Genomic DNA, 14,230 nt, shown 5'->3' with positions numbered 1-14,230 from the left:
AATTGTTGAATTGTCAAAATTTACGGGAACATTTTTTTTGATTTGCAAAATACATAAAAATGTATTTACTTTGGGATTACATAGTGAAAGGGAATTATAATTCGGGATGAATTAGTGAGGCTTGGAATAATCTTTTGATTATTAGTGTAATTCTTTATTTTACAATGGTTTTGAACGTGAAACTTTTAATCTCTAAAGTTATATTTGGGTTTATATTCTGAAAAGGGTCTTGCTACTGGCGAGACTTTTTTGATTTTAGCCCTTTCCACTTCGCCAATATTCGACCAGTTCTTGGTCTTAAAAGCGCTGAAGTATCCTTGCCTTTTTTAATATTCCTGAGATATAACTTCCCTAAAACTTACAAATTAGCCTCTAAAGGCATTTTCCTCGCTTTTTGAGCATTAGTAGACTCAAATCCAGTTTTTATATCCCACCTTCCTATCCAGTGTTCATTCCACGATTACCTTATCCTCTGATCTGGAACACAGCATCGATCCTGTGGCATTCCTATGCTGCTGGAGCGGAGTTTTAGAATTGTTGGTTTAAGTCCAATTAATAAGCGCTGAAGGGTATGACGCGTGGGCATTTAAAGGACATGGTTTTCGGACTCATCTTAGCAGCCTATTTTGGTTCCATCTTTCAAAAAGATCAATCAAGCATGGAATTTCCAAGATGATTCTTGTATCTATGTGGCATTTCAAAAACCTTTTAGACCATTGGTCATAGAAAGGCTATTGGTCTGGATATAAATCCTTAATTTTTCAGGATTAAACCAAATTTAATTTGATATAAGCTCGTATTTTATGAGGAGATTAAAATTTACATTGCTGCTTCTGTTCCTGGTTGGATCAGTATTGGCGCAGCAAAAACCAAGCTTGGTACATGAAGACTATGACCGGTGGAATTCCCTGTCATCTGTTCAATTAAGTAAAGACGGTCAGTGGGTCGGCTATGAAATCAGTCCCCAGGAGGGGGATGGAAGGATAGAGGTGGCAAACCATGATCAGCCCGCCTCCAAAATAATTATTCCTAGAGGAGCTCACCTGAGCTTTTCTCATAATAATAAATGGGCCGTTGGCAAGATCAATGCTGAATACGATACGGTTCGCATGCTCAAACTGAAAGGTAAAAAATCCAAGGATTTACCTAAAGACTCCTTGTTTATCTTGTCACTCGCTTCAGGAACAATCGAAACTATCCCTCAGGTCAAATCCTTTAAGACTCCTAAGAAATCGGGAGATTGGTTGGCTATCTTAATGGAGAAAACCAAGGAAAAAAAGGATACCACTGCAGCAGATAGCACCAAGAAAGCCGTATTAAAAACGGATGGAACGGACCTTATCGTGCGGACCTACGACGGGATGACCAACTATACCCTCTCCAGAGTAGATGAATACGGCTTTAGCGAAAATGGCCAGAAACTTTTCTATGTTTTGGCAAGTCAGGATACCTTAGAAAATGCCGCTTTGGGAATAATGGACTTAGAGACGGGGGAGCAACAACTATTAGATTCCGGCAAAACTAAGTATAGTCAAGTAAGCTTATCCAGAAATGGGAAAGCTTTGGCTTATCTCGCCACCGCGGATTCGGCTAAGTCTAAGAAGCCTTATTATACATTATATGCTTATTCTTCCAAAAAGAATGAGATCAGCGAACTCCCAGAAAGTCAGAAAAAGGCCTTGATGGAGGATTCAAGGATTTCCGAAAATGGCAGCCTTTCTTTTTCCTATGATGAAGAGCGCTTATTTTTTGAGGTTTCTGATGACTATAAGACGTTTGATTATGAAGAAGACAGCACCATTCTAGAGGATGAGAGGGTGTCCTTGGATATCTGGGGATGGCAAGATGCTGAAATCCAGCCGATGCAACTGCTTAATAAAGATAAGGAGTCAAAAAAAGGCTATTTGGCGGTGATGGACCTGAAAAACGGTAAAGTCACTCAGCTGGAGGACAAAACAGTGACCAGCATCAGGCTGGATCCCAAGCGTAAGCTGGAAGTGGCCTATGGTACCGATGATAATCCGTATCGGATAAATTATAGTTGGGACATTCAGGTCGGTAGAGATGTATATTGGGTGGATCTGAAGTCTGGCGACAAAAAGCTGGTAGCAAAAGAAGTGCAGGGTTATCCGGAGCTATCCCCAGCAGGGAAATTCCTGACCTGGTACAGCTATCCCGACAGTGCCTGGATAGCCTATGATGCCAAATCAAGCAGCTTGATCAACCTAACTGCTGCGATTGAGGATAATTTCTATGATCAGATTCACGATAGCCCGAGCATGCCTAGGTCTTATGGAAGTGCTGGATGGACCGAGGGAGATGAGGAATTCCTGGTGTATAGCCAATATGATATTTGGAAGATAGATCCGAGTAGCCCAGACAAGGCTGTAAATATCACGCTAGGGTCAGGGAATAGGGAGGAGACCAGCTATAGAGTAGAGGATCTGGACGAGGAACTGGAATATATCAATGCTAAAGCACCTTTAATCTTAAGCGCTTTTAATGACAAAACTAAAAAAAGCGGCTATTTCAAAGGGGATCTGGAGGCTAAAAGCGCCCCGGTTTCTTTAGTATATTCGGACCATCAGTACTTCGAATTATTGAAGGCTGAGGAAAGTGAAGCTATTGTGTTGAGAAGGTCCACTTTTGAAGAATACCCAGAAGTTTACGTTGGAGATATGGGCTTTGAAAACCTGGAAAAGGTGTCAGAAACCAACCCACAACAGGCGGAAGTAAACTGGGGAACGGTAGAATTGACGGAGTATGTAACCTTGAAGGGAGATTCTTTGCAAGGGCTGATCTACAAACCTGAGGATTTTGATGCTTCCAAAAAGTATCCACTCATGGTGTATTTTTATGAGAGAAGTTCTGATCGCCTTCATCGATATATTAGTCCATCCCCAAGTGCCTCGACCATTAATATCAGTTATTTTGTGAGTAATGGATATGTGGTATTTGTTCCGGATATCAAGTATGATATTGGCCATCCGGGGAAGAGCGCTTATGACTGCATAGTGCCAGGAGTGCTGTCTGTAGCCGAAAAAGGCTATATTGACACGGATAATATGGCTATCCAAGGCCAAAGCTGGGGAGGCTATCAGGTGGCATACCTGATTACCCAAACGGATATGTTCAAGGCGGCAGGTTCTGGTGCGCCGGTAGCCAATATGACTTCGGCATATGGCGGAATTCGCTGGGGCACAGGGATGAGCAGAATGTTCCAATATGAGCAGACACAATCCCGAATAGGCGGCACGCTTTGGGAAAAGCCTATGGAATACATCGAAAATTCACCATTATTCTATGCCGATCAGGTGCATACTCCCGTGCTGATCATGCACAATGATGAGGATGGAGCAGTGCCTTGGTATCAGGGAATTGAGTTTTTTATGGCGCTAAAGCGTAATCGAACTCCTGCATGGCTATTAGTCTATAATGGGGAAGACCATAATCTGAGGTTACGAAAAAACAGGAAAGACCTTTCGATCCGATTGAGTCAGTTCTTTGACTATTACCTCAAAGGTGCACCAGCGCCACTATGGATGACTGAGGGATTACCTGCTGTAGAGAAAGGAAGAACCTTAAAGTACGAACTGTCCGAATAGGAATCTATAAGAAATAGCCAGCAGGTAATTCCTCCAACAAAGAAGGACTCTGCCGATGGTAAGAATTCATTATAAAAAGCCCCAGAGGCACGGAAGGTATCCTTCCTGCCTCTGTGGCTTTATTTTTGAGCGGAAAAGTGGGTGCTATCCAAATGGATTATGTTTAATCCAGCATTGATTTCTTGCGTTTTAATAGGAGCAGGGGTCTGAAGTTGTCCTTTCTATAAGGATCCGATAAGTATGCAGTTATAAAACTAAGGACCTACTTATCTTACTTTTGTATTCTAAAAGGGGAAGTTATAGGGTGTATGTTTTTAGGACCTCATTTAAGTGTTGGCTAGCATAGTTTTCTTATTCTTCCGGTTTCCAATACAGTATATAATTCATAGATTAGGGACTGAAACAGGAGTCGAAATCTTCTGAATGGCCGCTGCCTGCCAACTAAAGATACTGCTATGTCATTTCTAGATAATATTGATCAGGTCATAAAGCTTAGCTAGGAAGAAAAAGGTATAGTTGAAAGTCACTTTAGGACCCTATCAATACCTAAGGAGGGATTATGGATCAAGGAAGGACAATATTGTGACGAAATTGCTTTTATCCAAAAAGGAATATTTCGCATTTTTTATAATGATCCGGATGGGAAAGAAATTAGTTGTTTCTTCATGCCTGAAAACAACTTCATATCTTCATTTACCAGTTTTTAACCCACAGCCCTAGCAAGGAAAATATTGAAGCCGTAAATGAGGTGAGCTGAATGGTGATCAATAGGGATAATTTAGAAAAACTATCCCAGGAGGTTCCAAAGATGGAAATATGGAGAAGAGTGATTGCCGAGAACCTATTTATTATTTTAGAAAGATGGATTTCTATGCTTCAATCAAAAACCGCTCAGGAAAGGTATGAGGCTATGTCTGCGATAATGGCCGAGCATTGGTGGAATTAGCCTTGAATGAAGATTGCTATGGTCAGGTGTGGCATTTGCCGGTGGGAAGACCAATCACTATAAATGAAATGCTTACCCTATTTAATAAAAAACTGCACAGTAATTTTAAATTAAGGATGGTGCCATCATTCATGAAAAAAATACTACCGCTTTTTATACCTGTATTAAGCGAAACTAAAGAAATGGAATATCAGTTTGAACAGAAATACATCATGTCTGACAAGAAATTTAGACAAAGGTTTCCTGATTTCAAATCATGCTCTTACCCTACAGGGGTCAATCACATGGTCAATTCATTTATAAAACTATAATTGGTGTGGTGTAATAATCTAATTTTCAATTTGATATAATAATTGTCTAAATGGCTGGAGAAACAAATTTATCGCAATTAATAAAAGGGATGACGCCTAAACTAAATGAGGGAGATTACGTCTTCTCGACGGTCAAGGATCTTAGCAAGATTGAACGTGAGGATACGATTGGTGAATTCAGAGAAATGGAAGGGACCACCATTATAATCGAAAAAAGTAAAGCGGACGCTATAGGTTTGCGCTATGAATATATAGCCTCATGGATTACTCTTATGATCCATTCATCGCTCGAGGCAGTAGGTCTGACCGCTATTTTCTCAAGTGAATTAGCAAAACATGGTATTAGCTGCAATGTGATTGCTGGTTATTTTCACGACCATATTTTTGTCGATAAAAAAGACTCAAAAAAAGCGATTAGAGTTTTACAGGAATTATCCCAAAATCAATAAAGTCCAGTCCCTATGCCTAATACTCCACTACTCTAAGTGCCAGGCTCCTTTAGAAAGTACAAATGCACCTTCGGTCACTAGGTAAGAGCAGGACTGGGGTTTATACTCTAGCATGATTCCTTAGGCTTGAATATAGATATTATTATTCGTAGACAATCCCCCCTTAGGCTGAAGTGTAAGATATGCTAAAAATGCAGGTCTGAAAATAAAAGGAATAAGGAAACAAACTGGCTTCCTTATTCCTTCTCGCTTTAGATTTAGCTATATAGACTTATACTTTTTCCTTTTCTACCAGTTGGCTTAATTCCTGAGCCACGGCGTTTTGGAGGCCTTCCACCTTGGTGAGGTCAGTGTCCCAGAAATTGATGTTTTTTAGAACCTCATGAGCCACGTGGTCGAGGTCATCACTTTCCCAAATGGCTTTAAAATAATTGATAATTTCTTCATCATCCTGCACTGGCGTGGCTTCGCCATTATAGCTACCCTTATAGAACACGATTAATGCCGCCAGTGAGCGCACCAAATTGGGTGGTAGTTGACCCTTGCGGTCCACATACTCCAGGAGAGAAGGCAAAACCCTCACTTTAAATTTGGAGATGGAGTTCAGGGCGATGGAACTCAATTGATGTTTCACAAATGGGTTTTTGAAGCGGTCCATCACATCATTGGCAAACTGCTCCAGCTCTTCCTTAGGAAGGTCCAGGGTAGGGATGATTTCTCCTTGGATGGTCTCATTGAGGAAGGGGCCGATGATCGGATCTTCCACTGATTCCCTTACCGTTCGCAGTCCATGAAGGTATGCCACGGGCACCAGGGAGGTATGGGCACCATTTAGAATTCTTACTTTTCTGGTTCGGTAGGGAGACTGATCTTTGACGAATTTGACATCTAAGCCAGCCTCCTCCGCTGGAAATTCGGCCTTTACTGCATCAGGTCCTTCGATCACCCATAGGTGAAATGGCTCCGCTTTTACAACCAAATTATCCTCATACCCAATGTTCTCTTGAATCTCCTTGATGTTTTCTCTCGGAAATCCAGGTACAATTCTATCCACTAGGGTATTGGAAAAGGTGTTGGCCTCATTGATCCAAAGGATGAAGGCCTCAGGCAGTTTCCATAGGCTGGCATACTGCAGTATGATTTCTTTGAGTTTTTCTCCGTTTTTATCGATAAGCTCACAGGGGATTATATGCAGTCCCTTGCTATTATCGGCACCGAATACTTCAAATCTTTTGAACAGCAAGGCGGTTAGTTTGCCAGGAAATGACTGTGCTAATTGGTCCTTGTTATCATCCTCAGGATTATAGGATATGCCTGCCTCGGTAGTATTGCTGATGATGAACCGCAAATCAGGATTTTCTGCCAATTGAAGATATGCCGAATAGTTTTCGTAGGGGTTTATCACACCTCTAACGCAAGTGATAAGTTTGGTTTCTTCCCGAGCTTCCCCGCTTTGGATGCCGCTAAGCTGTACATGATATAGTCCGTCTTGCTTATTGATCATCTCGCCCAGGCCCTGAGCGATCGGCTGCACGAGCTGTACATCGGCATTGAAATTGGCCTTATCATTCATGGTCTCAATGATCCAATCTACAAAGCCTCTCAAAAAATTACCTTCTCCAAATTGTATTATTTTGATGGGTCTTTGAGGAAGATCAGAAACATTTTGTCTGTTTAGTGTTTTCATCAGTTATGCGATTTTGTTTGTGTTGTTTAAAATTTTACTTACTCAAAATCAGGGCTTATCAGTAGAAATGGTACCAAAATACCAACTTAATAATCAAATTGAAAATAGTTCTTAGCATTATAATAGCAAATATCACTCACGATTTTGCCTAGCCATTCTTCATCGTTCGGTAGTTCTCCATTGGCCACATCTTTGCCGATGAGGTTACATAGGGTCCTTCGGAAATATTCATGTCGCGGAAAGGACAAAAAGCTTCTGGAGTCGGTCAACATCCCCACAAAGCAGCTCAGCAAACCCATATTAGAAAGTGCGTTCATTTGCTTTTCCATCCCATCTTTTTGGTCGAGAAACCACCAGCCTGAGCCAAACTGCACCTTACCACGAATGGAGCCGTCATTGAAGTTGCCGATCATCGTGGCCAGCACTTCATTATCAGAGGGATTTAGGTTATAAAGTATAGTTTTGGCCAACTGATCGCTGCTGTCCAGCTCGTTGAGGAATTGGGCGATGGCGCTAGCCTGCGAGAAATCACCGATGGAGTCAAATCCTGTATCCGGACCCAATAAGCGTAGCATTCGTTGGTTGGTATTTCTGAGTGCCCCTAAGTGATACTGCTGCGTCCAGCCCTTGGCATGGTACATATGGCTAAGGTGCAAGAGTGTTTCGAACTTAAAATAATGTATCTCCTCTCCACATAACTTAGCTCCACCTAGTAATTTGGCCATGAGTTTTTCACAGTCATAGGTACCTCTCTTAAAGTAATATAATTTCTCCAATCCATGATCCGAAAGCCTTCCTCCATGCTCATGGAAATAGTCAACTCGATTTTTTAAAGCGTCCAATAGTGCCTTATAGCTAGATATTTCGGTGTCACTCGCTTGGCCAAGTAGGTTAAGGTAGGAGAGGTAGCTACCTTGATTTTCTACGGCATAGGCCTTATCTGGGCGGAATGCCGGAAACAAATTTGGTTTTATCCCTTCCCTTTTCGCTTGGATATGATAATTAAGCGTATCTATGGGGTCATCCGTAGAGCATACTGTTTCCACGTTCATCTGTTCCAATAAACCTCTCGTGAAGTGGCTTTTCTGCTGAAGTTGGGCAGTGGCTTCTTCATAGATTTCCTCCGCCGTATCAGGGCTCAGGAGTTGGTTGATTCCAAAATACCTCTTTAATTCCAAATGTGTCCAATGAAATAGGGGGTTGCGCAAGGTATAGGGCACTGTTTCGGCCCATTTCAGGAATTTATCCTTATCACTGGTGGATTTTCCGGTGATATATTCTTCATTTATACCTAGTGTACGCATGGCACGCCATTTATAATGATCGCCCGCCAGCCATATTTCTGATAGGTTATTGAAGGGTCTGTTTAGCGTGATATCCTTAGGGGATAGATGGCAGTGGTAGTCGATGATAGGGAGATCCTTTGCATAAGTATGATAGAGCTGCTGTGCAAAATCATTTTGCAAAAGGAAGTTCTCATCCAAAAATTCTTTACTGCCACGATGCAATCGATTGCTCACTTGGTCCAACATTATTAGTGTCTGTTTTTTTGGTTAATTATTATTTTGAATTAGGGGTTGAATTAGGTTTTGAGGGAGTTCTGGTGGAAGATTCTCTTATGATGAGATCAGGTTTTAGAACGGTCTTTTGAGGCACGTATTTTTTTGGGTCGGCCTTAAGGAGTTCAAAGAAAAGTTCGGCAGCCACATTTCCCATAGGAATACTGACCTGATCCACGCTGGTAAGGGAAGGGGTGGTAAACGAGGTGAAGGGCTCATTCCCAAATCCCGCCAGTCCTACCTGTGCAGGGATGGCGATGCCACGTTCTTTGAGCGCTTGGAGGGCACCCATGGCAGCATAATCACTGGAGGAGAATATCGCATCAAATTCCAGCCCTTGGTCCAGCATGGTTTTTACGCATTGCTGTCCATCTTCGAGTTGCATATTGCTCTCGATCACCAGGTTTTGGTCATATTCCATGCCATGGGCTTTCAGGGCATCGATATATCCACGCATACGTTCGCTATAAATATTTATTTTTCGTGGATTAGTAAAATGCGCGATCCTTTTGTATCCATTAGCGATGAGATGCTCGACCGTCTTATAGGCTCCCATATAGTCATCGATTACCACCTGATTTACCTCTACACTATCGGTAATCCGGTCAAAAAGCACCAAAGGGATGTTTTTCTCCTTCACCCGGTCCAGGTGTTCGAAGTTTTCAGTGTTCTTACTAATGGACATGATAATCCCATCCACACGAGCACTGAGCAGGGTGTCCACGATCTGCACTTCTTGTTCGAAGTTCTCATAAGACTGACTTATGATTACTTTATAGTTGAGCTGATTGGCGATCTCTTCAATGCCACGGACTACCGAGGAAAAGAAATTACGATTGACCGTAGGGACAATAATGCCTATCAATCTACTTTTTCCATTCCTTAATGCTGCCGCAATATTATTTGGCTGATAATTAATGTCTTTTGCTGCTTTGGTGACCAGTTTTTTGGTCGCATCACTGATTCTAGGGTGGTTGTTTAAGGCCCTGGATACCGTGCTGGCTGTGATCCCCAGTTTAGACGCTATATCATGGATCGTCGCTTTCTTTCGTTTATTCATTGTTCTTCAGGTGGCCAAAAACCACAAATCTAACACAATTCTCAACATATTTTGATTCTTGTGCTTTTTTTACGCTTCGTTTCTGGTTTCAGGTCTCGGTTAAATTGGGTTTTGAATTTGGGTATTCCACGCCCAAATTGAATGTAATCGGTTGCGCAATATAGTTTTATTATTCTCTAATTGTCAAGAATAAACACTTATATTTTTTTCTGCTTAAGTGAATTTTACCTCCTGATTATCCTTTGTTTGCTTTGCTCATTGACTTTTTTGAAGTTTTTTGACGAAATTTTAGGCTTAAATTTTAATTCCTCAAAAAAAATATTTAAATATGCAATCGATTGCTCAATGTGATCGCCGATTGAGAAAATAAAATCAGCCTATATTTCTGGTTGATTATTGAAGATATAATTAGTTTAGGGTTAATGATGTGAAATGTCCCCTTCGCTTGAGGGGGACCTTTCAAAATTCTAGACTACACTAATCTCAAGTAATACATTACCAATAAACCCCCATATACCATGAATTTTACTACCATCTTTGACCGATTTACTCTCATAATCAAGTTTTTATACCTTGGAAAATGGGATAATCAAGTGCAGTCATTCAAGACCATCAAAATACCGGTGCCCGTTTCTGAGGGCCTATTCTTAACCAGAGATTAATTTTTTTTTCTATCTCCACCCAAATCTTTGATTCCTATGAATGCTAAAAATATATCCCTAAAAGGTGCTTCCTTTTTACTATTGAGCAGCGCGTGTTTATTTGGCGCATGCTCTTCAAATACCCAAAAATCGACCACAGAAAATTCTTCGGAAGTCATAGAGGAGACTCCTCAATATTCTACATGGATGGCGGACTCTGAGATAAAACGAAACCCTGAGGGCTGGACGCTTGATTTTAATGAAAAGCCAAAATGGGAATATACCCACGGACTAATGATGACCGCCATGGAAGCGGTATATGACAGCACCGGTGATCAAAAATATTTGGACTATATCTTACACTTTGCCGATTTTATGGTCGAGGAAGGTGGAGCAGTCAAGACGTATAAGAAAGAAGACTATAATATCGACCGCGTCAACGGCGGTAGGTTCCTTATCGGCCTCTATGAGGAGACTGGGGAGGAGAAATATAAATTGGCAGCCGAGGACCTGAGAGATCAGATGCGTCATCACCCTCGGACTTCCGAAGGAGGCTTCTGGCATAAGAAGCGATATCCTCATCAGATGTGGCTAGACGGGCTATATATGGGTTCCACCTTCCTCGCTCGATATGCCGCAGAAATGAATGAGGCGGCCTTATTTGATGATGTGGCCAATCAGATCTTCTTGATGGACCACTATGGCTACAGTGAGGAGACGGGCTTATATCATCACGCTTGGGATGAGAGCAAATCTCAGAAATGGGCGGATCCAGCCACGGGGCTTTCCACCAATTATTGGGGGAGAAGTATAGGTTGGTTTAGCATGGCGGTGGTGGACGTACTGGATTTTATGCCAGCGGATCATCCTCAGCGTGGGATGGTCGTGGAAGTAGCCAAGAAACTTGCCGCAGGAATAGTAAAATACCAAGATCAAAGCGGAGTATGGTATCAAGTGATGGACCAAGGAACGCGTGAGGGCAACTATCTGGAAGCTTCGGGATCAAGTATGTTTGCTTATTTTCTATTAAAATCAGTGAGAAAGGGATATATTGATGCCAAATATGAAAAAAATGCTATAGCAGCCTATGAAGGTCTCCTAAGGGAGTTTGTCCGTGAGGACAGTGATGGCGGCATTAGCCTAACCAATATATGCGCTGTAGCGGGATTAGGCGGCGATCCTTATCGTGATGGCTCCTATGAATATTATATTAGTGAGCCCATTCGGGATAATGATCCCAAAGGGGTGGGGCCTTTTATCTTGGCCTCCCTGGAATATGAATCAATCAATTAACCCTTACCTATGAAATTTAATTTTGGTGTTTTCGGTCTGATGCTATGGTTATCCATCAGCGCGGCAATGGCTCAACAAACTAGTGAAATAACTGTGGCTCAAGATGGCTCGGGAGATTTTGTAACCATTCAGGAAGCCTTTGATCATGTGCCAGATTTTAGAAAAAAAGTCACTGTGATACATCTAAAGCCTGGTATATATAAGGAAAAACTGACGCTGGCCAGCACCAAAACCAATATTCAACTTATAGGTGAGGATCCCCTGAGTACCAAAATTACTTATGATGACTATGCCTCTAAGGAAAATAGCTTCGGGGAGGAAATGGGGACCACTGGTTCCAGCACTTTCTTTGTTTTTGGAGATGGGTTTACAGCCAAGAATATCACTTTCGAAAATTCCTCCGGCCCCGTCGGCCAGGCAGTTGCTGTACGTGTGGATGGAGATAAAGTGGTATTTGAGAATTGTAGGTTCTTAGGAAATCAAGATACCCTGTACCCGCATGGCAAATACAGTCGTCAATATTATAAGAACTGCTATATCGAGGGCACCACCGATTTTATCTTCGGATGGTCCACGGTGGTCTTTGATCAATGTGAAATATTCTCAAAGTCCGGTGGCCACTATATAACGGCTGCATCCACCGAAAAGGGTAATCTACATGGCTTTGTATTCTTAAACTGCCAGCTCACTGGAGATGCTCCCGAAGCCTCCGTTTACCTTGGCCGGCCGTGGAGACCTTATGCGCAGACTGTATTTATAGGCTGTGAAATGGGTAAGCATATCAAGGCTGAAGGATGGCATAATTGGGGCAAACCCGAGGCAGAAGAAAATAGCTTCTATGCCGAATATCAATCCACAGGACCTGGTGCCGCTCCTGAAGATAGGGTGATATGGTCCTGGCAGCTGACTACAGATATTGCCAAGGCCTATTCTCTGAAGAATATCCTCGCCGGTGACGATAAGTGGGATCCTGCTGCACAGCTAAACCTGGAATAAGTAGAGAAATACTAATAAACCTAATACAGCTTAATCATGAACTTTATATCATCGATTATGGCCAGTAGCCTACTGGTCCTGGGATTGTCATGCCCATTATTTGCCCAAGATGACCAAGCCAGTAAGGTATGGGTCTCCGATCAGGGAGATGGCACCTATATCAATCCCGTGCTTCATTCAGACTATTCTGATCCAGATCTCTGCCGAGTGGGAGAGGACTTTTATATGACCGCATCCAGCTTTAATGCCTCTCCAGGATTGCCGATATTACATTCCAGGGACCTGATCAACTGGGAGATTGTTGGTTATGCTCTGGATAGACAGGTTCCCTTGGATCATTTTAGTCGTCCTCAGCATGGCAATGGTGTCTGGGCGCCGGCGATCCGTTATCATGAGGGCGAATATTATATCTATTGGGGAGATCCTGACTTTGGAATATATATGGTCAAGACCAAGGACCCCAGAGGGAAATGGGATGAGCCAGTGCTCGTAGAAGCTGGGAAAGGCCTGATTGACCCCTGTCCGCTTTGGGATGAGAATGGAAAGGCCTATCTCGTACATGCCTATGCAGGCAGTAGAGCAGGCATCAAGAGTGTCCTGGTCGTAAAGCCACTGAGCTGGGATGGTACCAAAACCCTTGGCACAGGCCGACTGGTTTTTGATGGCCATGAAAACCACCGTACGGTGGAAGGAAGTAAGTTCTATAAGCGAAATGGCTATTACTATATTTTTGCACCGGCTGGTGGAGTATCCACAGGCTGGCAACTGATCCTGAGGGCTAAGAACCCCTATGGTCCCTACGAAGAACATATTTCACTCGCCCAGGGAGAGACCGCCATCAATGGCCCTCACCAAGGAGGCTGGGTGACATTAGAAAATGGTCAAAACTGGTTTATGCACTTTCAGGATAAGGAAGCTTATGGGCGGATTCTTCACTTGCAACCCATGGTATGGAAGGAAGATTGGCCAATCATGGGCGAGGACCCAGATGGCGATGGGACCGGACAGCCCGTGCTCCATTACCAAAAGCCTGACGTAGGTCAAAGCTACCCCATAGCCACACCGGACGATAGCGACGAATTTGAAGGAGATCAGATCGGAATGCAGTGGCAGTGGCATGCCAACCCTAAGGCTACTTGGGCATTTGCCAATCCTGCCGCAGGAACTCTTAGGCTATATACTGAGCAGCTTCCAGAGGAAGTCTCGAACCTTTGGGCGGCTCCTAATCTACTGTTACAGAAGTTTCCCGCAGAGGAGTTTACGAGCACCACGAAATTGACTTTCCACCCAAATGAAGATTTAGAGAATGAAAAAGTAGGCTTGATCGTCATGGGAATGAGCTATGCCTATCTGGCGCTGGAAAGTGCTCAGGATGGTATCTATCTGAAATACAGCATATGCCATGATGCTGAGCATGGTAAGGAAGAAAAAGAGCAGCTGATTAAGAAATTATCCAGCGACAGCCTCAGCCTTCGGGTAAGGGTAAGCGAAGGGGCTATATGTCAATTTAGCTATAGCGAAGATGGTAAAAAATTCACATCCATTGAGGAGACCTTCACGGCAGTTCCCGGCAAATGGATTGGAGCAAAGGTAGGACTATTTGCTACCAGAGACACCAAAATCAATGATTCGGGTTATGCTGATGTGGATTGGTTCAGGTTTGACAAATAAGCTATGCGAGCA

Annotated in this window: 9 protein-coding genes; 6 read left to right on the top strand and 3 right to left on the bottom strand. The window is 42.8% G+C overall.

Going from position 1 to position 14,230, the window contains the following annotated elements; genetic code table 11:
• Positions 1-803 precede the first annotated feature (803 nt).
• Together B050_RS0112535 and B050_RS0112520 are read left to right on the top strand one after the other, a co-directional pair.
• The gene (locus tag B050_RS0112535) at positions 804-3,605 is read left to right on the top strand and encodes a S9 family peptidase (RefSeq protein WP_018474272.1); all 2,802 of its coding nucleotides are present in this window, start codon (positions 804-806) and stop codon (positions 3,603-3,605) included.
• A gap of 1,307 nt (positions 3,606-4,912) precedes the next feature.
• On the top strand, positions 4,913-5,311 hold the full coding sequence (locus B050_RS0112520) for an ACT domain-containing protein (RefSeq protein ID WP_018474269.1): 399 nt from the start codon (positions 4,913-4,915) through the stop codon (positions 5,309-5,311).
• Between the two features lie 271 nt (positions 5,312-5,582).
• Here the strand turns inward: B050_RS0112520 and B050_RS0112515 are convergent, their stop codons facing one another.
• The 3 genes from B050_RS0112515 to B050_RS0112505 all read right to left on the bottom strand — a co-directional run bounded on the left by B050_RS0112515 (position 5,583) and on the right by B050_RS0112505 (position 9,617).
• The gene (locus tag B050_RS0112515; RefSeq protein ID WP_018474268.1) at positions 5,583-6,998 is read right to left on the bottom strand and encodes a tagaturonate reductase; all 1,416 of its coding nucleotides are present in this window, start codon (positions 6,996-6,998) and stop codon (positions 5,583-5,585) included.
• A gap of 86 nt (positions 6,999-7,084) precedes the next feature.
• Positions 7,085-8,530, bottom strand: coding sequence for a glucuronate isomerase (gene uxaC / locus B050_RS0112510; protein WP_018474267.1), 1,446 nt, complete (start codon positions 8,528-8,530; stop codon positions 7,085-7,087).
• Between the two features lie 28 nt (positions 8,531-8,558).
• Complete coding sequence (locus tag B050_RS0112505; protein WP_018474266.1) at positions 8,559-9,617, bottom strand: LacI family DNA-binding transcriptional regulator; 1,059 nt, start codon at positions 9,615-9,617, stop codon at positions 8,559-8,561.
• A 518-nt stretch (positions 9,618-10,135) separates the two neighbouring features.
• On the opposite strand from B050_RS0112505, the gene B050_RS23460 reads away from it, so the two are divergent.
• The 4 genes from B050_RS23460 to B050_RS0112480 are packed head-to-tail and all read left to right on the top strand — an operon-like array spanning position 10,136 to position 14,218.
• Positions 10,136-10,279 carry a hypothetical protein gene (locus tag B050_RS23460; protein ID WP_018474265.1) on the top strand — a complete coding sequence of 48 codons (144 nt, stop codon included), beginning with the start codon at positions 10,136-10,138 and terminating at the stop codon, positions 10,277-10,279.
• A 36-nt stretch (positions 10,280-10,315) separates the two neighbouring features.
• Entirely contained in the window at positions 10,316-11,551 is a 1,236-nt protein-coding gene (locus B050_RS0112490; protein ID WP_157492775.1) for a glycoside hydrolase family 88/105 protein, read from the top strand.
• A gap of 9 nt (positions 11,552-11,560) precedes the next feature.
• Positions 11,561-12,547, top strand: coding sequence for a pectinesterase family protein (locus B050_RS0112485; protein WP_018474262.1), 987 nt, complete (start codon positions 11,561-11,563; stop codon positions 12,545-12,547).
• Positions 12,548-12,604: 57 nt separating this feature from the next.
• Complete coding sequence (locus B050_RS0112480) at positions 12,605-14,218, top strand: glycoside hydrolase family 43 protein (protein ID WP_018474261.1); 1,614 nt, start codon at positions 12,605-12,607, stop codon at positions 14,216-14,218.
• The last annotated feature ends 12 nt before the right edge of the window (positions 14,219-14,230 follow it).

This window comes from Echinicola pacifica DSM 19836 (assembly GCF_000373245.1).
GTDB lineage: Bacteria > Bacteroidota > Bacteroidia > Cytophagales > Cyclobacteriaceae > Echinicola > Echinicola pacifica.
This window is presented reverse-complemented; position numbering and strand designations above follow the sequence as displayed.